Raw genomic sequence first — 20,156 nt, forward strand, 5'->3', positions numbered from 1 at the left:
AATCCCCCGTAAGCCGTGCTCTCCCCGCCTGTTTCCCGGCCCCGGCTCAGGCGGCGTCACCGAAACCGTCGTAGTCGATGCCCAACAGGTCGCAGACCGCGCGCAGCTCCGCCACGTGCTCGCCGGGAATGGCGTGGATGTGGTTGGCGCCGAAGCGATTCAGGAATTCGGCGGCGTCCACGCGCAGGCGGGCGAAGGCGTGCGGCCACTCGAACGTCGACATCCGCATCATGGCCTCGTTGGTGGCGGCGTCGTAGGTTTCGAACGCGCCGCGCATCACCTGCATGCGGTAGCGGCCGTCCAGGCGGGTGAGCCGGGCCAGGGTGAATTCGCCGGGGGCGGCCAGATGATGCACCGACGCGCCGCCGGCGGGGAAGAAGAACACCTCCGGATAGAAGTGGGTCCTGGCCAGATTCTCGCGCGGGTCGTCGGAACGGGCGGCGAACCAGGTGGCGTGCTGGCCCGAATTGCACAGGTCCCACACGTCTTTGTCGGCGTGGTAGTGGCGGACGTCGGCGAACAGCACCGGGGTGCCGGACAGGCCCTTGAGCAGCTGCATGGTCAGCGCGGCGTCCATATCGGATTCGGTGGCCGTCACGTGGGTGGGCTTGGGGCCGTCCCAGTCGTAGGGGTCGTTGAGGAATGCCTCCGCGATGTCCATCGTGGCGAAGTGATTGGTCAGTTCCGGCTGGCCCTTGATGCCGGAGAAGTCCAGGTTCCACTCGTCGATGAGCTCCCGCATCGCGTAGTACGACCGAATCTGGCGCTCCAGCAGTTCGGGGGTGAGGCGCTTGCCGTCGTAATGCACTCCGGCGGCGTTCTTCTCGAGCCACAGCCGGGCCTGCGCCACCCGTCCCGGTTCCGCGAGTTCGCTGCGCCGCACCAACTCCCACTGATCGATCTCCTCGACATCGATGCCGAAGGTGCGCATCCACTGATCGGTATCGGCCACCGCGGTGTACATGCCCATCGGCCGCCCGCCGATGCGGCCGAAGGTCGAGCCGCGCAGCGCCTGGGTGGCCGCGGCCGCGCGGACCTGCACCAGCACCCGGTCCCGGGTGGCGGGATCGCCGATATCGCCCCAGGCGCGGGTGTGCCGGCGGCCGATCTGGTCGAGCGCGCCGCCCGCCGCGAGCATGCCGACCATGCCGGGCTGCACCGGATCCAGGCCGCCGAACAGCAGCAGCGGACCGGTGGTGGCGTCGGCGGCGAGCATGGTGAAGTGCGGGAAAGCCCAGACCGCGTAATGGAATACGGTGAGGTCGACGCGCTGGTCGGCCAGCCATCGGGCCTGGGCGGTGGCTATCCGGTTGGTGGAGACGATGTCGGCGACGATCACCTCGTGCCCGGCGTCGCGCAGGGCGCCCGCGAGCGCGGCGGCCCCCTGGGCGATGAAGTCGGCGACATCGCGATGCACGAAGTCGCGTCCGTCGGACATGGGCAGCAATCCGATGCGAGCCACTGGCTCCTCCTCGCCCCGTCGGTGGTGTCGACCACCCGAGTGTGACTTGGATCTCAGAAAACGATTTCTCGCTACGATAGATTCGGTCGGCGGGGCCGGTCAAGGCCCGGAGCTTGTGGTTTCATTCGATAGGGTTGGCAGGGCCGAGAGGTCGGGGAATCGTTTTCACGGGGTACCGAAGGCGGTGGTGGATGGCGGTGACGATCCGCGATGTCGCGGCGCTGGCCGGGGTCTCGCCCGCGACGGTGTCGCGGGTGCTGAACGCCGATGACCGGGTCGCGCCGGAGCTGCGCGAGCGGGTCCGCACGGCCGTCGCCAAGCTCGGGTACCGGCCCAACAGCCAGGCGCGCTCGCTGCGCACCCGGGCGACGAAGGTGCTCGGGCTGATCATCGCCGATATCCAGAACCCCTTCTTCACCGCGCTGGCCCGCGGCGTGGAGGACGCCGCCAGCGAGCGCGATTACTCTGTGGTGCTTGCCAATTCGGACGAGAGCCTGGACAAGGAGCTGCGGTATCTGGAGGTCGCCGCGGCCGAGCGGATGGCGGGGGTGATCCTGTCGCCGTCGTCGACCGGCGCCAGCCGCATCGAGACGCTCACCGATCGCGGTATCCCGGTGGTCACCATCGACCGGCGGCTGCGCCGGGCGGAGGTCGACAGCGTGACCGTCAACAATCAGAAGGCGGCCAAGGAGGCGGTGGACCATCTGCTCGCCGCCGGGTGCCGACGCATCGCCATGATCACCGGACCGGCCGACGCCTCCACGGCCACCAGCCGCCTGTCCGGCTACCGCGCCGCGCTGCGCGAGGCCGACCTGGAGCCGGACCCGGCCCTCGAGGTCCGCGGCGACTATCGCGTCGAGGGCGGCCGCGCCGCCGCCCGCACCCTGCTCGACCTGCCCGAACGCCCCGACGGCCTGTTCGTCGGCAACAACCTCATGATGGTCGGCGCCCTGGACACCCTGCGCCGGGCCGGTGTCGACTTCCCCACCGACCTCCTGCTGGCAGGCTTCGACGAAATGAGCTGGGCAGGCTTCGCCCCACCCATCACCCTGGTGGAACAGCCCAGCTACGACATAGGCAGGCGCGCAACAGAACTGCTCCTCCGCCGGGTGAACGGCGAAGACTTCCCCACCCAGCGCATAGTCCTCCCCGCCCGCCTCCGCATCCGCGAAAGCACCCACCGCCCCGCCCTCGCGTAAAGACAGCCCGCGCAAGCCTCGGCGCGGGCACGCTACGTTTGGAGCATGCCGCACACGCCGACCGTTGCCCGACTCCGCCCGTTCGCCTCGACCATCTTCGCCGAGATGACCGAGCTCGCCGTTCGCCACGGCGCGGTCAATCTCGGGCAGGGGTTTCCGGATTCGGATGGACCGGCGGCCATGCTCGAGACCGCGCGCACGGCCATTGCCGACGGGGTCAACCAGTATCCGCCGGGGCGCGGGGTGCCCGCGCTGCGGCGGGCCATCGCCGCGGACCGGGCGCGGCGGTACGGCGTGGAGTACGACCCGGACCGTCAGATATTGGTCACGGTCGGCGCGACCGAGGCGCTGGCGGCGGCCATCCTCGGCCTGGTGGAGCCGGGTGCGGAGGTGGTGCTCATCGAGCCCTACTACGACTCGTACGCGGCCGCCGTCGCGCTGGCGGGCGCGACCCGGCGCACCGCCCGCCTGGTCCCCGACGGCGACGGATTCGCCCTCGACCTGGACAGCCTGCGCGCCGCCATCACCCCGAAAACCCGCATGCTGCTGCTGAATTCGCCGCACAACCCGACCGGCACCGTTCTGGGCCGCGCCGACCTGCGGGCCATCGCCGACCTCGCCGCCGAGCACGATCTGCTGGTGCTGGCCGACGAGGTGTACGAGCACCTGACCTTCGACGGCCACGAGCACATCAGCATCTCGACGCTGCCGGGCATGTTCGAGCGCACCGTCGTGGTGTCCAGTGCCGCAAAAACATTCAGCGTCACCGGCTGGAAGATCGGCTGGGCGTGCGGACCGGCCCCGCTGATCGACGGCGTGCTCGCCGCCAAGCAGTTCCTGACCTTCGTCGGCGGCGGCCCGTTCCAGCCCGCCGTCGCCTACGCGCTGGAACACGAACTGGATTGGGTAGCGGGCCTACGCGACTCGCTCTCGGACAAGCGACTCCGCCTGTCCAAGGCCCTCTCCGAGGCCGGTTTCGGCGTAAAACGCAGCGACGGAACCTATTTCGTCTGCACCGACATCTCCCCCCTGACCAACTCCGACGCCCTCACCTTCTGCCGCGAACTCCCCGAACGCCTGGGCGTAGCCGCCGTCCCCCTCAGCGTCTTCGCCGACGACAAACCCTCCTGGACCCACTTGGTCCGCTGGGCCTTCTGCAAACAGGACCAAACCCTCGACGAGGCCATCCGCCGCCTCCACACCCCCCACTGACGCCCGCACGCGGGCGCTCCCGCAACCCCGGCATGCGCCCATATGGTCTTCCCGGCACGGCCCCAACCTTGTCTTCCCGGCACGGTCCCAACCTTGTCTTCCCGGCGCGGCCCCAACCTTGTCTTCCCGGCGGGGTCCCAACCTTGTCTTCCCGGCGGGGTCTCAACCTTGTCTTCCCGGCGCGGTCCCACTTTCATGTTCCCGGCGTGCTTTTGGCCGGGAACTACCGGAGATCCCGGCCAAAAGCACGCCGGGAACAAGGAGACAAAAGCACGCCGGGAACAAGGAGAAAGGGCCGGGAACAAAGCAGAAGGGCCACCTCAGGAATCAAGGAGAGCGGCCGCGCCGGAAGGGATCAGGCCGGGAGCGGGCGGGTGCGGTCGGTGGCCAGGAGGACGGCGATGGTGCCCAGGAGGGTGCCGGTGATCCAGCGTTGGGCGCGGAGCCAGAGGGGGCGGTCGGCGAGGAAGGTCGCGATGGCGCCTGCGGCGAGCACGATCAGGCCGTTCACCAGGAGGGCGATGGCGACCTGGACCGCGCCGAGGACGAGGCTCTGCACCCAGACGGGGCCCTGGGCGGGGTGGACGAACTGCGGGATCAGGGCCATGTACAGGATGGCGATCTTCGGGTTCAGCAGGTTGGTGACCAGGCCCATGGTGAACAACTTGCGGGTGGAGTCGGCGGGCAGGTCGACCGGCGCGAAGGCCGAAACCCCGCCCGGCCGTAGCGCTTTCCACGCGAGCCAGCCCAGATACAGCGCCCCGGCCAGCTTCAGGGCCAGATACAGCCCGGGCACCACGGCGAAGATCGCCGTGATGCCCGCGGTGGCCGCCGCCAGATAACACAGGAATCCGACGGCGACCCCGGTCAGCGACACCATTCCGGCGCGCCGTCCCTGCGATACGGTGCGGGACACCAGATACATCATGTTCGGCCCGGGGGTCAGCACCAGCCCCAGCTCCGCCAGCGCCACCCCCAGCACCGCACTCGTCTCGATCATGCCTCCATGCTGGCCGCTGCCCGCAGCGCTGTCGCGAGCCAGTTCGAACCGACTGGCCTGTAAGGCTCAGCGCGCGCGGCGTTCCGCAACGGCCGCCGCGAGCCGATCCAGTTGCGCCGCAGTGGTTTCCCAATCGAGGCAGGCGTCGGTGATCGACTGCCCGTAGGCCAGCTCCGCCGACCGGCCCAGGGTGAGATCCTGCCGCCCCGCGACGAGGAAGCTCTCCATCATGACGCCGACGAGGTCGCGATCACCGGCCGCCAGCCGCCCCGCGATATCGGTGACCACGTCCACCTGCCGATTGTGGTCCTTGTTGCTGTTGCCGTGACTGGCGTCGACCACCACGCGCCGCGGCAGCCCCGCCTTGTCCAATCGACCGCACGCCTGCGCCACGGACTCCGCGTCGTAATTCGGACCGCTGCTCCCGCCGCGCAGGATCACGTGGCAGTCCGGATTTCCCGCGGTGCGGATGAGCGCGGAACGCCCGTCGAGATCGGTGCCGGGGAAGACGTGACTCGCGGCGGCGGCGCGCACCCCGTCGACCGCCACCTGCACGTCACCGTCGGTGCCATTCTTGATGCCGACCGGCATCGACAGCGCGCTCGCCAGCTGCCGGTGCACCTGGCTGGCGGCCGTGCGCGCCCCGATCGCCCCGTAGGACACCAGGTCCGCGATGTACTGCGGGGTGATGGGGTCGAGGAATTCGCACGCGACCGGCAGGCCGAGCGCGGTGATGTCGACCAGCAGCCGCCGCCCCAGCCGCAGACCGGTGTTGATGTCGAAGGACCCGTCCAGGTGCGGGTCGTTGATCAGGCCCTTCCAGCCCAGCGTGGTGCGCGGCTTCTCGAAGTACACCCGCATCACCACGTGCAGCCGGTCGGACACCTCGTCCGCCTTGGCCGCCAGCCGCCGCGCGTAATCCAGGGCGGCGTCCGGATCGTGCACCGAGCAGGGACCGACGATCACCATGAGGCGATCGTCGGCGCCGTTCAGCACGTCGACCGTGGCCCGGCGGCCGGCGCGCACGGTCACGGCGAGCGGCTCGTCGATCGGGTGCGCGCGGCGGATGTCGGCGGGCGATAGCAGCGGGCTGATGCTCAGGGTGCGTCGATCGTCGAGGTCCGCGGCGTCGGCGTGACGGGCGAGAATCTGTGACACCTCGACGGGTTCATCGGCTGTGGCAGTCATCGGGTTGGGGTTCCTTTTCTCGGACCGACCCACCGAGACCTATGCGATGCCCGTCGAGCCGGTTCGTTCCGGCTCGGGGTGGAGGAAGGTCAGCGCGATTCACCGACCGGCCCACCCGGGGCCGGTTCGATAAACCAATACACGCGCTGCACGAGGGCGACTGTACCAGGGCTCGTCCTCACTCGGCGAACATGCCGGGCTCGTAGCTCCCGGCGGGCGTGCCCGCGAGGACATTGAGCCGGTTGTAGGCGTTGATCAACGCGATCAGCGAGATGAGCGCGGCGATCTGGTCGTCGTCGTAGTGTTTGCGCACCTGCTCCCAGGTCGCCTCGCTCGGCCCGTGGTGGGCGTCGGCGATGCGGGTGCCCTCCTCGACGAGGGCGAGCGCGGCCCGCTCGGCCTCGGTGAACACGGTGGCCTCGCGCCAGGCGGCGATCAGGTTCAGCCGCACCGAGGTCTCCCCCACCGCCGCGGCATCCTTGGTGTGCATGTCGGTGCAGAAGCCGCAGCCGTTGATCTGGCTGGCGCGGATCTTCACCAGTTCCTGGGTGGCCTTGGGCAGGCCGGACTGGTCGATCGGCGACTGGGTGGCGCCGATCCGCTTGACGAACTTGGCGGCGATGTCGTTGCCGAACAGGCTGAAACGGGGTTCCATGACGTTGTCCTCACTCGAAAACCGTGTGCCGCGGGGCGGCCGTACATCAGAACGACGACGACCCGGCGCGGAGTGTGACATCGGCGAGAGACGATCCGCGTCAGCGGCGAGGAAACGCGTAGCCCACCTTCGTCAGCTGCTCGGACAGCTCCCACAGCCGCCGCGCGGTGACCTCGTCCTTGGATACCGCCGACGAACCGCTGCGGGTCGGCGATCCGCGGAATCCGCCCCAGCGGGACGGACCGTAGAACCCGCCCGGTTCCACCGCGGCCGTCGCGGCGTACAGCGTTGGCAGCGCGCCCATGTCGGCGCTCTGCGCCAGCAGCCGGTTGCCCAGCGCCATGACCGCGTCGAGCAGCGATTCGGTGTGCGACTGGAGTTCGGTGGCGGCGTAGCCGGGGTGGGCGGAGACCGAGAGCTTCGGCGAACCGGCCGCGGTGAGCCTGCGCTGTAGTTCCCGGGCGAACATCAGATTCGCCAGCTTGGCCTGCCCGTACGCCTGCCAGCGCTGGTAGCGGCGGCTCTCCCAGTTCAGGTCGGCGAGGTCGATCTTGCCCATGATGTGCGCGCCGCTGGACACGGTGACGATGCGGTCGGCGATCCTGTCCAGCAGCAGCCCGGTGAGCGCGAAGTGGCCGAGATGGTTTGTGCCGATCTGCATTTCGAAGCCGTCGGCGGTCCGGCGCAGCGGCACCGCCATCACACCGGCATTGTTGATCAGCACGTCGGCCTTCTCGATCGACTCGGCGAATTCGCGCACCGACGACAGATCCGCCAGGTCCAGGCGGCGCACCTGCGCCCGCTCGCCGATCGTCTTCGCGACCGCGCGCGCCTTGACCTCGTCCCGGCACGCCATGATCACCTGCGCCCCGGCCGCGGTCAGCGCCCGTGTGGTCGCCGCCCCCAGCCCGCTGTTGGCGCCGGTGACGACGAACGTCCGTCCGCTCTGATCCGGGATGTCGGAAGTGTCCCAACCGCTCACGGCGTCGAGTCTAGAGCCGATGCGTATGGCCGTCTCTCGGCGCGCATTCGCGGACCACTTGCCAATTATTTGCCAATCGAGATCGATCCCTGTCGGAAAGGGGCGTGTCTCGGCTCGTTTCGCCGATTGTCAGCTCGGGCGACGGTAGCGTCCGCGCCATGGACACGATCATTTTCGCTGGTTTGCTCACGGTGGTGGCGCTGCTGTATCGGCAGCGGTCGCGGCGATGGGTGCTGGCCGGTTGGTGGATCGTGCTCGTTGCGACGCTGCTGCTGCTGTGGCACCACATCACCGGCGACCTCGGCTTGGGATTGACGTGGTGATCGGCATGAGTCATCGCACCGCCTCCGCCACCCGTGCCCGGCTCGGGCGGTTGCAGTACTGGCTCGCCGTCGTTTTCGTTGTCGGCTGGTCCGGCGTGGTGTGCGGCGGTCTCGGTGACCAGTTCCTGGCCTGGGACTACCCGTGCCCGCTGTGCATGGTGCAGCGCATGTTCATGCTGCTGGCCGCGCTCGGCGGCGCGTACATCGTGCGCAAGGGAATGACGGGCACGATCGCGCCGCGCGACTATGCGACCGGCTGGGGTTTGGCCGTCATCGCCTGTGTCGCCGGTGGTTTCACCGCCTGGCGGCAGACCATGCTGCACATCCTGCCGGGCGATCCCGGCTACGGCGGCCCGGTGCTGGGGCTGCACCTCTATGTGTGGGCGTGGATTCTGTTCGTGGCCGCCATCGCCACCGTGGGCGTGGTGCTGTGCTTCTCCGAAGAGACCGCGGCGCAGGAGATTCCGGATCGTCCGCACCGCGCGACCGGTATGCTGGCGATCGGATTCCTGGCGCTGGTCATCGCCGTGAATCTGGTGTCGGTGTTCGGCGAGGAGGGCTTCCACTGGTTCCTGCCCGACGATCCCCAGCGCTACCAACTCTTCTACGACCTGCACATTCTCGGCTGAGGATCCCGCCGTTTCTCACGCTTGGGCGAGCACTTCCTCGTCGCTCATGGCACTGACCTCCAGATACAACCGGGCGACGGTCTCCAGCCGCCCGGCGTTCCCGCCGTCGGCCTCGCGCCGCGAAAGCCGCTGCGCCAGACCGGAAACGGTGCGGGTCGCGAAGAGATCGGAGACCACGGTGTCCGGCGCGTCGAGCCATTCTCGCACCCGCGCGACGGCGACCGTGGCGAGGACGGAATCGCCGCCGAGGGCGAAGAAGTCGTCGTGAATACCGACCCGGTCGACGCCCAGCACCCCCGCCACCATATCCACCAGGGCGGACTCGAGGTCGCTGCTCGGCGAACCGTCCTGTGCGTCGGCATTACCCGAGCGAAGCACCGACAGCACGGCGCTGCGGTCCAGTTTTCCGTTGGCGGTCAACGGCATCGAGCCCAAGACTTCGAGCCGAGTCGGAATCATGTAGGCGGGCAACAGCTCCGAGGCAACCGACAGCACCAGATCCGCCGAGGTCACGGTGCCGGACACGGCCGCAACGAGTTTCGGCGCGCTACCCTCCAGTACCGCCGCCACCGCATGCCGGACCCCGGGCGCCCGCCGCAGCGCCTGCTCCACCTCGCCGAGCTCGACCCGATAACCCCGGATCTGCACCTGATGGTCGGCGCGACCGAGAAATTCGATAATGCCGTCCGGCCGGTACCGGGCCATGTCACCGGTCCGGTACCAGCGCAGGCCGTTGTATTCGACGAATCGCTGCGCGGTTCGCTTCGGATCGTTGCGATACCCGGCGGCCACATTCGCACCGCCGACCCAGAGCTCGCCCGGTACCCAGTCGGGGCAGTCACGCCCGGCCGGGGAGACGATCCGGCACCGCACATTGCGCAGCGGCACCCCGAACGGGATGGCGGTCCAGTCCTCGGGCGGATCGGCCACCTCGCAGATCGTGTTGTGGATCGAGGTTTCCGTGGCCCCGCCGAGTCCGGAGAACCGGCAGCCCGGCACCTGCCGCGCCAGCCGTCGCGCCAGCTCCGCGCCCACCCAGTCGCCGCCCAGCGTGACCGCCCGCAGCGAATCGCCCAACCGATCGCCGCCGATCTCCAGGATCATGTCGAGCATGCTCGGCACGCAGTTGAGGATCGAAACCCGATGCCGCCGTAGCAGTTCCACCCAGGTGACGGCCTCGGCGCGGCGGCGGGCGTCCACCGCGACCACCGACCCGCCCACCGAGAACATTCCGAAGATGTCGTACACCGAAGCGTCGAATTCCAGTGCCGACAGCGCCAGCACCCGATCGGATCCGCCGACGGAGAACCAGTCGTTGACCGCGTCGATGGTGTTCATCGCGCCCCGATGCGGCACGTCCACACCCTTCGGCACACCGGTCGACCCGGAGGTGAAGATGACATAGGCGATCTGCTCGGGATCCGGAAGAACCGGCGCCGCCAACGGATTCCGATGCTCCCGCGCCTCGTCCAGCGCCAGGCAGACCGGTCCCGGATCGCCCATCTCCGCGCCCGCGACCGTGAGGGCCGCGGAAACCCCTGCGGTACGCAGGATCTCGGCTCGCCGCGCCACCGGCTGATCGAATCCGATCGGCACATACGCCGCGCCCGCGGCCAGCACACCCAGCACCGCCACGATCTGATCGCGACCCTTGGGCAGTTGCACCGCCACCGCGTCGCCCGGCTCGACACCGCACTCGCGCAGCGCCCCCGCCACGGCCAGGGCCTGGCGGGCCAGTTCGCCGTAGCTCCAGGCGCCTTCGTCGTCGCCGAGCCCCCAGACCACCGCCACATCGTCCGGCGCGGCCGCGGCGTGGGAGAAGAATCCCTCGTGCAGGCAGCGCCCGCTGACCGGCCCGTCGGTGGCGTTGACCCGCGCGCGGACCGCCGCCTGATCGATCGGCAGCCGGACCGGGGCTTCGGCCTCCCAGCCCACCTCGTCGGCGAGCCGCCCGACCGCGGCGGAATAGCAGGCGAACATCGCGTCGATCACGCCGTCGCCGAAGGCATCCCGGCGCACGTCCCAGTTGAGCAGCAGGCCGCCACGCACCTCGGTGACCTGGGCGTCGAGCAGCACCTGCGGACCCTGCGAGATGATCCAGACCGGCTCACCGAAGGTCTCGGTGACCCGGTCGGCGAACAGTTCTCCGAGATTCAGCGCACTGGTGTAGACGACCGGTGCGAGGACCGGTTCGCCCCGGAACCGGCTCAGATCGCGCAGCACGTCCAGTCCGGGGTAGCCCGCGTGCGCGCCGCTCTCGTGCATGTCGCGCTGCAGGGCCCGTGCCCGCTCGGTGACGGTGGTGTTCTCGGTGACGTCGACCTCCAGCATGATCGAGGAGGTGAAGTCGCCGACGACGCGGTCGATGTCGGGATGCACCGGTTCCCGGTGGAACAGCGGCACATTCAGCAGGAAACGCGGCCGGGCCGACCAGCCGCCGATGGTCTCGGCGAACACCGCGGCCAGCGCCATGGCGGGCGTCACCCCGCGCCGGTGCGCCGCCGCGAGCAGTCGCCGTTTCGCCTCCGGCGCCAGCCAATGGTTGTAGCGCACGGTGCGATTCGGCTCGGCCCGCCGACCCACCGGGACCGTCGGCAGCTCCGGAGCCCCGGGCAGTTCCGGCAGGCGCTCCAGCCACCATTGCCGATCACGTTCGCGCGCACCCTGATCCGGACGCCGTTCGGTGAGATACCGCCGGAAACTGTACCGCGGCCGCGGCGGTCGGCCGCCGTGATACAGCTCGGCGAGGTCGGCGGTCAGCACGCGGTAGCTCATGGCGTCGCCCGCCAGCATGTCGACATCGAGGTGCAGGCGGCTGCGGTCTCCGTCGAGCAGGGTGAGGGTGACATCGATGACCTGCCCCTCCTCGAGCGCGAGGCGCTGATGAGTCTTGGTGTCGCGCAGGCGTTCCAGGGTGTCCGCCACCGTCTCGGCATCTCGGGAACGCAGGTCGACGACCGAGAACACCGGTCGTCCCGGCCGCGGCAGCGTCTGCTGCATCCCGTCGGGCAGCACCCGGGTGCGCAGCATAGGGTGCAGGGCGATCAGCTCGCCGACCGCGCGCTCCAGGCGTTCGGGATCGACCGCCCCACCGTCGAATTCGACGTAGAGATGGGCGGCCACACCGCCGAGTTCCTGCCCGTCGGAGCGACCGATCCAAAACGCGTGCTGCATACCGGCCAGGGGGAAGGGCTGCTCGTCGGCCGGATCGACGGGCGCGGCGTCCGGCTCGGATTCGACCGTCTCGCCGGACGATCCGCCCAGCAGTTCGAACCACCCGTCGACGGTGGGCGCGGCCGCCAGCTGCCCGAAATTCACATCGATCCCGCGCTTGCGCCAGCCACCGGCCAGCTTCATGGTGCGGATCGAGTCCAGGCCGAGCTGAATGAGGTCGTCGTGGTCGGCGATCGCCGCGGCATCGATGCCGAGCTGCCGCGCGATCGCGGCGCGGATCTCGTCCCGGCCGACGCCGCCCTGCCGATGTGCTGACTCCATACCGCTCCCACTCCTTCTCCGGCCGATCGGCGACAGCCTAGCGCATTAATATAGGGTTGCCTAACCTATCTAAATCGACCCTAAGTACCGTGAGGCAGTGCTCGTGACATCGACTTCCCCCGTCACCCGGAACGATCGCGACGGCTTCGTGCCGATTCCCGCCGAATTCGCCGAGCGCTATCGCGCCGCCGGGTACTGGACCGGGCAGCCGCTGGGCGAACTGCTGCGCGCCGCCGCCGAGCGCTGGCCGGACCGGCCCGCGCTGCACGAGCACGACCGCGTGCACAGCTACCGCGAGCTCGACGCGCAGGCCGATCGGATGGCGCACGGCTTCCTGGCGCACGGCATCGCGCCCGGCGATCGGGTGCTGGTGCAGCTGCCGAACGTGCCCGCCTTCGTCCCGGTGCTGTTCGGCCTGCTGCGGGCCGGGGCGATTCCGGTGCTCGCGCTGCCCGCGCACCGGCGCGCCGAGATCGAGCACCTGGCCGAATTGTCCGGCGCGGTGGCCTGTGTCGTGGCCGACCGGGTGGGCGACTTCGACCACCGCGAGCTGGCGGCGACCGTCGCCGCGACGGTCGAGTCGGTGCGGGAGGTGTTCGTGCTCGGCGATCCGGGACCATTCACCGAGCTGACCGCGATTGCGCGCGAAGGTGATTCGCTGCCGGTGATCGGGTCGGGCGAGATCGCGCTGATGCTGGTGTCCGGCGGCACGACCGGGCTGCCCAAGCTGATCGCCCGCACCCACGACGACTACGCCTACAACGCGCGGGCCAGCGCCGCCGTCTGCGAACTCGGCCCCGACGATGTCTACCTCGCGACTCTGCCAGCGGCACACAACTTCCCGCTGGCCTGCCCGGGCATTCTGGGCACCGTGGCCACCGGCGGCTCGCTGGTCCTCGCCGCCGATCCCAGCCCCGAGAACGCCTTCGCCGTCATCGAGCGGCATCGGGTCACGGTCACCGCGGTGGTGCCGCCGCTGGCCCAGCTGTGGTGCGCCGCAACGGAATGGGAGGAGGCCGACCTGTCCTCGCTGCGCCTGCTCCAGGTCGGCGGGGCCAAGCTGGCGGAGGTCAATGCCCGCGAGGTGGAACCGGCGCTGGGCGCGCGGCTGCAACAGGTGTTCGGCATGGCCGAGGGCCTGCTCAACTACACCCGCCTCGACGACGGCGACGAAACGGTGTGCACCACGCAGGGGCGGCCGCTGTCCCCGGCCGACGAGGTGCGCGTCGTCGACGCGCACGGCGACGATGTCCCGGACGGGGCGGAAGGCGAGCTGCTGACCCGCGGCCCGTACACCATTCGCGGCTATTACCGTGCCCCTGAACACAATTCCCGCGCCTTCACCCCCGACGGCTTCTACCGCAGCGGCGATCTGGTGCGCCGCCTGCCCAGCGGCCACCTGGTGGTCTCCGGCCGGATCAAGGACGTGATCAACCGCGGCGGCGAGAACATCTCCTGCGACGAACTCGAGGAACACCTGCTCGCTCACCCCGCCGTCCGCCACGCCGCCGCCGTCGGCCTCCCCGATCCCGCACTGGGCGAACGAGTCTGCGCCGTCCTGGTGGCCGAGGACCCCATGCCCTCCCTCGCCGACATCAAACGCTTCCTCACCGCCCGCGGCCTGGCCACCTACAAACTCCCCGACCTGCTCCGCCAGGCCGACCACCTCCCCCTCACCGCCGTCGGCAAGATCGACAAGAAGGTATTACGCGCCGACCTGTGAAAACATGCCTCGCGCAAGGCCCCACAAGGTCCCGGCATGCTTTTGGCCGGGACCTCACTGGATTCCGGCCAAAAGCACGCCGGAATCACCGGGCGTTTGCGCGAGGCGCGTCCGGCTGTTCGCTCAGGCTTCGACCACGTAAGGCGCCACGCTGCCCAGCTTTTCGCAGGTCTCCTCGAATTCCCGGACCGGGGTCGACTGCGCGACGATGCCCGCGCCCGCGCGCAGCCAGGCGCCCTCGGTGGTCTGGTAGACCGCGCGCAGCACGAGGGTGGCCTCCAGGCCCTCGGTGGGCGACACCGTCACCACCGCACCGGAATACAGGCCGCGCGGATCGTGATCGAGGCGGAAGACGGCGTCGACGCCCGCGGACTTGGGGATTCCGGAGGCGGTCACCGACGGGAACAGCTTCTCCAGCGCGTCCCACGGGCTGCGGTCCGCGCCGAGGCGGCCGCGCACGGTGGAGGCCAGGTGCTGCACGCTGCCGCGCTCGCGCACGGCCATGAAATCCGACACCACGGTGCTGCCGGGCTCGGCCACCGCGGTGATCTCCGCGAACGAGGTCTGCACCGAGATGGCGTGCTCGACGATCTCCTTCGGATCGACCATCAGCTCGGCGCGCGCGGCCCGGTCCGCCTCGGCGCCGCGGCCGAGAGCCCGTGTCCCCGCGAGCGGTTCGGTCGTCACCACCCGCTCACCGTCCACCGCGGCCACCAGCTCCGGGCTGAATCCGGCCGCCTCCAGCCCGCCCAGGCGCAGCAGGAACGAGCGCGCCGGAGTGTTGTGCGCGCGGCCGAGCCGGTAGGTGGCGGGCACGTCGACCACGAAGGGCAGGTCCACCTTTCGCGACAGGATCACCTTCTGGTAGCGGCCGTCGCGGATCTCGCCCACCGCCTCGGCCACCCGGTCCCGGTAGGCGGTCGGGTCGAGGGTGACGTCCACGGCCCGCGCTCGCGGCAGCTCACCGCCCTGGGCGGCGGCGATCAGCGCCAGGATCTCGCCGGTCTCCTCGGTCGTCGCCCCGGTGATCGACACCCCCTGCACGTCGATGCGCACCTCGATGCGCGCAATCATCAGGTGCGCCAGCGCCGTTCGCGGATGCAGGTGTGCCGTGGCGTCCAGCGCCCAGGCGCAGAACTCGAATCCGATCCAGCCGTAGGCGGTGCGCCCGGCCAGCGGCAGCTCCGACAGCGCCCGGTCGACCACGCGGGCCGGGCTGCCCGACCACGGCCGCGCCGTGGCGTTCCCGTCCCACCCGACGCGCAGTTCGTGGGCGTCGAGCTCCACGGTCCCCACCGGATCGGCCGCGAACACCCACTCCCCCGGCCGCTCGTACATCACGTACTCGCCGAACCGATCCGCGGCCGCGAGCGCGGAAACCGCTGCGGCCGGGTCGATTCCGTGCTCGTTCCACCGCCGCGCGGTGGTGGTCGCCCCCGGACCGTCTCCATATTCGATGCGCAGCCGCTCGTCCGTGGTCGACACCAAACCTCCAAGGTTATGCTTACCTAACTCTAAGAGCTGAGGTTAGCATTACCTGACTTAGCCGTGGTTGTGCCGGACCCCACATCCGGCGGCGACATCCTCGGCCAACCTCCTGCGGGAAACTCCCCGGCCGGGCTTCAATGGGGGAGCATGACCTGATGGAGGACGCAATGATCGATCACCGGGCCGGCGTGCCGACGCCGACCGCACCGGCCACCGCCCCGCGCTCGGTGGTCGCCCTGGTCGACGCGTCCTCCCCGGTGGAGCGGGAACTGATCGGCGGCTGGCTGGCCGAGGGCGGGATCGCCGCGGAGTTCGGCGTCGACGCCCCGGTCACGCAGCTGGATCTGGACGCGCCCGCGGTGGCGGGCAGGCTGGTCAACCGCCGCGACGATCCGCTCGTGGTGCCGCTGCGGGTGCTGTGGCTGCCGCCCGAGCGAGACGGCGTGCGCCGCACCACCTTCGCCGATCTGATCAGCCTGTCGAATCCGCGCAAACCACACCGGCTGATGCAGCGCCGACTGGTCGCCAAGGCGCCCGATCGGCACCTGGTGCTCACCGGCCAACCCGCCCGGCTCAGCGAACTGCGCGCGAACAATCCGTCGGTCGCCGAGGCCACCGAACCGTTCGCCCGCGCCATCGTGCGCGCCGGAATCGTGGCGCTGGAACGGGCCGAGCGCGCGGTCATCGGCGACCGGTACAAGGTGCCGCGGCTGGTCGCCGAGGAGATCCTCGACTCCCCCGAGTTCCTGCGCCGCCTCGACGCCATCGCCGCGCACACCGGCGCCGCCCCGCGCGAGGTGTACCGCCGCGCGGAGAAGGCGCTGGGCGAGCTGGTGGCGGCCCAGAGTCGTTTGATCTCCGACCTTTTCACGCAGGCCATGCGCCCGGTGCACGCCTCGGCGTGGAAGGTCGACTGCGACCCCTCGGGCCTGGCCGGGCTGCGCAAGCTCAATCAGCGGTATCCGCTGGTGTTCCTGCCCTCGCACCGCTCCTACGTGGATGCCTTCGTACTGGGTGATGCCCTGGCCCGCAACGACTTTCCGCCCAATCACGTGATCGGCGGCGCCAATCTCGGCTTCTGGCCGATGGGGCCGATCGCCCGGCGCACCGGAACCGTGTTCATCCGCCGCAGTTTCGGCGACGACGAGGTGTACAAGGCCGTCGTCGAGGAGTATTTCGCCTATCTGCTGGCCAAGCGCTTCAATCTGGAGTGGTACTTCGAGGGCGGCCGCACCCGCACCGGCAAGCTGCGCCCGCCCCGCTACGGCCTGCTCAACTATCTGGCCGCCGCCATCCGCGGCGGCCGCATCGACGATGTCATGCTGGTGCCGGTGTCGATCACCTACGAGCGCCTGAACGAGTTGGGCGCCATGGCGACCGAGCAGTCCGGCGGGGTGAAGAAGCCGGAGGGCCTGACCTGGCTGGCGCGCTACGTCCGCAATCAGCAGCATTCGGCCGGGCACGTCTACGTGCGCTTCGGCGCCCCGCTGTCGGCGCGCGAACGCCTTGCCGCCCACGGCGATCCGCTCGTCCCCGACCTCGGCCCGGCCGCGCCGCCCGCGCCGGAGGTGCTCGACCGGGAGCGGTTGGCCGTGCAGCGCTTGGCCTTCGAGGTCGCGGTCGGGATCAACGCGGTCACACCGATCACGGTCAACGCGCTGGTCACCCTGGCGCTGCTCGGCGTGGACGAGCGGGCGCTGACGCTGGGCGAGGTGCGCCGAGCGGTGCATCCGGTGCGCGGCTACATCGCCCGCCGCGGGCTGCCCGGCGGCGAACTCGACACCCTGCGCGACGATCAGGGCCTGGCGGTGGTGCTGGAGCAGCTGTCGCTGGCGAAGGTGGTGACGGTGTATCGCGGTGGGCTGGAACCGGTGTACGCCATCGAGCCGGGCGCGCACCTGGAGGCCGCGTTCTATCGCAACAGCGCGGTGCACTGGTTCGTCACCCGCGCGATCCTGGAGCTGGCGGTGCTGGCCGCGGTCGAGGCGCCGGAGAATGCGCGCGGCGTCGAGACCCTGTGGGAGGCCGCCTACCGGCTGCGCGACCTGCTGAAGTTCGAATTCTTCTTCCCCGAGCGCGCCGAGTTCGCCGCTCGGCTGACCGAGGAGATGCGGCTGGTGGATCCGGGCTGGGAGGGGCGCATCGGCGACGGCACGGTCGGCGCGGACATGCTCACCCAGCTGACCGAATCCGGATTCGTCATGGCCCACCGCGTGCTGCGCTCGTTCTTCGACGCGCAGCTGGTGGTCGCCGAGCGCCTCGCGGCCCGCGACGCGACCACCCCGCTGGACCGTAAGCAGTTCATCGACGAGTGCCTGGCGGTCGGCAAACAGATGCTGCTGCAACAGCGTTTGCACAGCCCCGAATCGGTCTCCTCCGAATTGTTCGGCACCGCAGTGAAACTCGCCGACAACCACGGCCTGCTCGACACCGGCGAGCCCGAACTCCCCGCCCGGCGTGCGGCTTTCGCCGCCGAACTGCGCACCATCGGCGCCCGCATCTCCCGCCTCGCCACCCTCGATCCCGTCAATCGGCCGGAGGGCTGATGTCCGACGCCGATACGAATCCGCCACCGGCACAGTCGGATCGGACCGCACGGCTCGCGGGGCCGACGCGGGCCGGACCGATCGCTGTCGACGAGGCGATTGCCGCGATCCGATCGGGTCCGCAGGGGCCGCGGGTGGCGGCCGTATTCGATTTCGGGGGCACGGTGGTGCACGGCTTCACGCCGGTGCGCCGGGTGCTCCGGCGGCGGCGCCTGGCGGACTCGCTGCTGACCAGCATTCGTGGGGCGCGGGGCGAGGGCGAGTACGAGCGATTTCTGCAGCGCGCCATGCACGAATGGGCCGGGCACACCGAGGCGGAACTCACCGGGCTGGGCGAGGCGCTGTTTCGCAAGGCGGTCTACGGGCACCTGTATCCCGAGGCGTGGCGGCTGATCCGGGCGCACGAGGCGGCCGGGCACACGCTGGTGCTGGCCACCTGCCTCACCCGCTTCCAGGCGCTGCCGGTCGCCGCGGAGCTGGGCATCGAGCACGTGCTCTACACCCCGATGGTGGCGCGGGACGGCGTCCTGAGCGGGCATGTGGACGGAAAACCGCTGTGGCGCAACGGAAAGGCCGATGCGGTGCGGCGATTCGCGGCCGCCCGCGGCATCGATCTCGCCCGCAGTCACGGCTACGCCGACGCCTTCCCGGATCTCCCGCTACTGGAGCTGGTCGGCCATCCGACGGCGGTGAATCCGGATCCGCGGTTGGCCATGGCGGCGGGCGATCGGTCCTGGCCGGTGCTCACCTTCCGGCCGCGGCGCGCTCCGGGGCCGCGCGATATCGCCCGCACCGCAGCCGGTTTCGCGAGCCTGCTGGGCGGCGCGGCCTACGGGGTCGCGGCCGAATCCCGCACCGGCGAGCGGCGGCGCATGGCCGACTCGATGATCACCCACGCCGCGGCGGCCACCCTGGCCGCGACCGGGGTGCGGCTGCGGGTGACCGGCGCCGAACACGCACGGGCGCCGCGACCGGCGGTCTACCTGTTCAATCACCAGAGCCAGTTCGACATGGTGGTGCTGGCGGCCGTGCTGGGCGCGGGCTTCACCGGCATCGTGAAGAAGGAGGTCACCGCCAACCCGATCTTCGGGCCGCTGCTGCGATTCGCGGGCGCGACCTTCATCGACCGGTCCGACACCGCGAGCGCGAAGGCGGCGCTGGCCCCGGTGATCGACACGCTCCGCGGCGGCCTCTCGCTCGTGGTCGCGCCGGAGGGCACCCGCTCGCGCACGCCGCGGGTGGGGCCGTTCAAGAAGGGCGCCTTTCACATCGCGATGCAGGCCGGGGTCCCGGTGGTACCGATCGTGATCCGCAATGCGGGCGAAATCGCCTGGCGCGATTCGGCAGTGGTACGCAAGGGCACCGTCGATGTCGCGGTGCTACCCCCGATCGACGTAACCGGCTGGGCCCCGGAGAATTTGGACGCCGACGTCGAGCGAGTACGCCGAATGTTCATCGAAACCCTGCTGGATTGGCCCGCACCCGAACAGGATTGACCGGTCAAAGCTTGCGCCCGAACAGCAGCTTCCACGGCATGAGGGCCGACTCCAGCTGGACCGCGAGGCTCATCTTGGAGGCGCCCTTGGTGCGCTCCTCGAATCGGATCGGCACCTCGGCGATGGTGATGCCCTTCCTGATGGTCCGGTAGTTCATCTCGACCTGGAAGGAGTAGCCGTTGCTGTGGATCGAGGCCACGTCGATGGCGCGCAGCGTGTCGGCCTTCCATGCCTTGAATCCGGCGGTGGAGTCCTTCACCCCCAGGCGCAGAATCAGATTCACGTAGAAGTTCGCCCACGCCGACAGCGCCTTGCGGTACCACTTCCACTCCGCCGCGGTGGAGCCGCCCTCGACGTAGCGGGAGCCGAGCACCACGCCCGCGCCGGAGGTCTCCAGCTTCTCGAGCATGGCCGGAATCACCTCGGCCGGATGCGACAGATCGGCGTCCATCTGGATGATCACGTCGGCGCCCTCGTCGAGCGCGCGGGTGATGCCCGCGATGTAGGCGCGGCCCAGGCCGTCCTTCTCGGTGCGATGCAGCACACCCACCGCGGAGGGCCGTTCGGCGGCGAGCTTGTCGGCGACCTCGCCGGTGCCGTCCGGGGAGTTGTCGTCGACGACGAGGATGTGCAGGTCGGCCACCGGTAGCGCGGTCAGCCGCTCCACCGCCACCGGCAGGTTCTCCCGCTCGTCGTAGGTCGGGACCACCACGGTCACCTTCACAAGTCGCCCTCCCAGTCGGCGCACGCTACTAATT

The 20,156-nt window shown here is 70.0% G+C and carries 15 protein-coding genes; 7 read left to right on the top strand and 8 right to left on the bottom strand.

Annotated elements, in window-relative coordinates; all coding sequences use genetic code 11:
* Positions 1–46: 46 nt before the first annotated feature.
* A complete protein-coding gene (locus tag HPY32_RS13460; protein WP_067580954.1) occupies positions 47–1,462 on the bottom strand; it encodes an L-fucose/L-arabinose isomerase family protein in 1,416 nt (471 codons plus the stop codon).
* Positions 1,463–1,653: 191 nt separating this feature from the next.
* Here HPY32_RS13460 and HPY32_RS13465 point away from each other — a divergent pair, with 191 nt between their 5' ends.
* Together HPY32_RS13465 and HPY32_RS13470 are read left to right on the top strand one after the other, a co-directional pair.
* Positions 1,654–2,661, top strand: coding sequence for a LacI family DNA-binding transcriptional regulator (locus HPY32_RS13465; protein ID WP_067580952.1), 1,008 nt, complete (start codon positions 1,654–1,656; stop codon positions 2,659–2,661).
* Between the two features lie 45 nt (positions 2,662–2,706).
* Positions 2,707–3,873 carry a pyridoxal phosphate-dependent aminotransferase gene (locus HPY32_RS13470; RefSeq protein WP_067580950.1) on the top strand — a complete coding sequence of 389 codons (1,167 nt, stop codon included), beginning with the start codon at positions 2,707–2,709 and terminating at the stop codon, positions 3,871–3,873.
* 355 nt (positions 3,874–4,228) lie between these two features.
* On the opposite strand, the gene HPY32_RS13475 is transcribed toward HPY32_RS13470, so the two are convergent.
* The 4 genes from HPY32_RS13475 to HPY32_RS13490 all read right to left on the bottom strand — a co-directional run bounded on the left by HPY32_RS13475 (position 4,229) and on the right by HPY32_RS13490 (position 7,698).
* On the bottom strand, positions 4,229–4,873 hold the full coding sequence (locus HPY32_RS13475; RefSeq protein WP_067580948.1) for a LysE family translocator: 645 nt from the start codon (positions 4,871–4,873) through the stop codon (positions 4,229–4,231).
* Positions 4,874–4,939: 66 nt separating this feature from the next.
* Entirely contained in the window at positions 4,940–6,061 is a 1,122-nt protein-coding gene (locus tag HPY32_RS13480; RefSeq protein WP_082870809.1) for a 3-deoxy-7-phosphoheptulonate synthase, read from the bottom strand.
* A gap of 178 nt (positions 6,062–6,239) precedes the next feature.
* Entirely contained in the window at positions 6,240–6,716 is a 477-nt protein-coding gene (locus HPY32_RS13485) for a carboxymuconolactone decarboxylase family protein (RefSeq protein ID WP_067580947.1), read from the bottom strand.
* A 100-nt stretch (positions 6,717–6,816) separates the two neighbouring features.
* Positions 6,817–7,698: an oxidoreductase gene (locus tag HPY32_RS13490; RefSeq protein ID WP_067580945.1), complete on the bottom strand. Its 882-nt coding sequence runs from the start codon at positions 7,696–7,698 to the stop codon at positions 6,817–6,819.
* 158 nt (positions 7,699–7,856) lie between these two features.
* On the opposite strand from HPY32_RS13490, the gene HPY32_RS13495 reads away from it, so the two are divergent.
* Positions 7,857–8,021: a DUF5993 family protein gene (locus tag HPY32_RS13495; protein ID WP_171982858.1), complete on the top strand. Its 165-nt coding sequence runs from the start codon at positions 7,857–7,859 to the stop codon at positions 8,019–8,021.
* A gap of 5 nt (positions 8,022–8,026) precedes the next feature.
* Positions 8,027–8,650 carry a disulfide bond formation protein B gene (locus tag HPY32_RS13500; RefSeq protein ID WP_067585213.1) on the top strand — a complete coding sequence of 208 codons (624 nt, stop codon included), beginning with the start codon at positions 8,027–8,029 and terminating at the stop codon, positions 8,648–8,650.
* Between the two features lie 15 nt (positions 8,651–8,665).
* Here the strand turns inward: HPY32_RS13500 and HPY32_RS13505 are convergent, their stop codons facing one another.
* On the bottom strand, positions 8,666–12,145 hold the full coding sequence (locus HPY32_RS13505; protein WP_067580942.1) for a non-ribosomal peptide synthetase: 3,480 nt from the start codon (positions 12,143–12,145) through the stop codon (positions 8,666–8,668).
* A gap of 103 nt (positions 12,146–12,248) precedes the next feature.
* Between HPY32_RS13505 and HPY32_RS13510 the strand changes: the two genes are divergently transcribed.
* Positions 12,249–13,868 carry a (2,3-dihydroxybenzoyl)adenylate synthase gene (locus HPY32_RS13510; protein ID WP_067585210.1) on the top strand — a complete coding sequence of 540 codons (1,620 nt, stop codon included), beginning with the start codon at positions 12,249–12,251 and terminating at the stop codon, positions 13,866–13,868.
* A 123-nt stretch (positions 13,869–13,991) separates the two neighbouring features.
* Here HPY32_RS13510 and HPY32_RS13515 read toward each other — a convergent pair whose 3' ends face one another.
* Complete coding sequence (locus tag HPY32_RS13515; protein ID WP_309247523.1) at positions 13,992–15,353, bottom strand: salicylate synthase; 1,362 nt, start codon at positions 15,351–15,353, stop codon at positions 13,992–13,994.
* A gap of 170 nt (positions 15,354–15,523) precedes the next feature.
* On the opposite strand from HPY32_RS13515, the gene HPY32_RS13520 reads away from it, so the two are divergent.
* Both HPY32_RS13520 and HPY32_RS13525 read left to right on the top strand, forming a co-directional pair.
* On the top strand, positions 15,524–17,902 hold the full coding sequence (locus HPY32_RS13520) for a glycerol-3-phosphate 1-O-acyltransferase (RefSeq protein WP_082871129.1): 2,379 nt from the start codon (positions 15,524–15,526) through the stop codon (positions 17,900–17,902).
* Positions 17,902–19,398 carry an HAD-IB family hydrolase gene (locus HPY32_RS13525; RefSeq protein WP_082870808.1) on the top strand — a complete coding sequence of 499 codons (1,497 nt, stop codon included), beginning with the start codon at positions 17,902–17,904 and terminating at the stop codon, positions 19,396–19,398. Before HPY32_RS13520 ends, HPY32_RS13525 begins: the two co-directional genes overlap by 1 nt.
* Positions 19,399–19,402: 4 nt before the next feature.
* Here the strand turns inward: HPY32_RS13525 and HPY32_RS13530 are convergent, their stop codons facing one another.
* Positions 19,403–20,122 carry a polyprenol monophosphomannose synthase gene (locus tag HPY32_RS13530; protein ID WP_231951415.1) on the bottom strand — a complete coding sequence of 240 codons (720 nt, stop codon included), beginning with the start codon at positions 20,120–20,122 and terminating at the stop codon, positions 19,403–19,405.
* Between the last annotated feature and the right edge of the window lie 34 nt (positions 20,123–20,156).

It is taken from the genome of Nocardia terpenica, from assembly GCF_013186535.1.
Lineage (GTDB): Bacteria > Actinomycetota > Actinomycetes > Mycobacteriales > Mycobacteriaceae > Nocardia > Nocardia terpenica.

What these genes read in the sequence shown, in the direction of transcription:
- HPY32_RS13520 (WP_082871129.1), top strand. Translation starts at nt 15,524, where the DNA reads ATGATCGATCACCGGGCCGGCGTGCCGACGCCGACCGCACCGGCCACC.
- HPY32_RS13495 (WP_171982858.1), top strand. Translation starts at nt 7,857, where the DNA reads ATGGACACGATCATTTTCGCTGGTTTGCTCACGGTGGTGGCGCTGCTG.
- HPY32_RS13525 (WP_082870808.1), top strand. Translation starts at nt 17,902, where the DNA reads ATGTCCGACGCCGATACGAATCCGCCACCGGCACAGTCGGATCGGACC.
- HPY32_RS13505 (WP_067580942.1), bottom strand. Translation starts at nt 12,145, where the DNA reads ATGGAGTCAGCACATCGGCAGGGCGGCGTCGGCCGGGACGAGATCCGC.
- HPY32_RS13500 (WP_067585213.1), top strand. Translation starts at nt 8,027, where the DNA reads ATGAGTCATCGCACCGCCTCCGCCACCCGTGCCCGGCTCGGGCGGTTG.
- HPY32_RS13465 (WP_067580952.1), top strand. Translation starts at nt 1,654, where the DNA reads ATGGCGGTGACGATCCGCGATGTCGCGGCGCTGGCCGGGGTCTCGCCC.
- HPY32_RS13475 (WP_067580948.1), bottom strand. Translation starts at nt 4,873, where the DNA reads ATGATCGAGACGAGTGCGGTGCTGGGGGTGGCGCTGGCGGAGCTGGGG.
- HPY32_RS13480 (WP_082870809.1), bottom strand. Translation starts at nt 6,061, where the DNA reads ATGACTGCCACAGCCGATGAACCCGTCGAGGTGTCACAGATTCTCGCC.
- HPY32_RS13485 (WP_067580947.1), bottom strand. Translation starts at nt 6,716, where the DNA reads ATGGAACCCCGTTTCAGCCTGTTCGGCAACGACATCGCCGCCAAGTTC.
- HPY32_RS13470 (WP_067580950.1), top strand. Translation starts at nt 2,707, where the DNA reads ATGCCGCACACGCCGACCGTTGCCCGACTCCGCCCGTTCGCCTCGACC.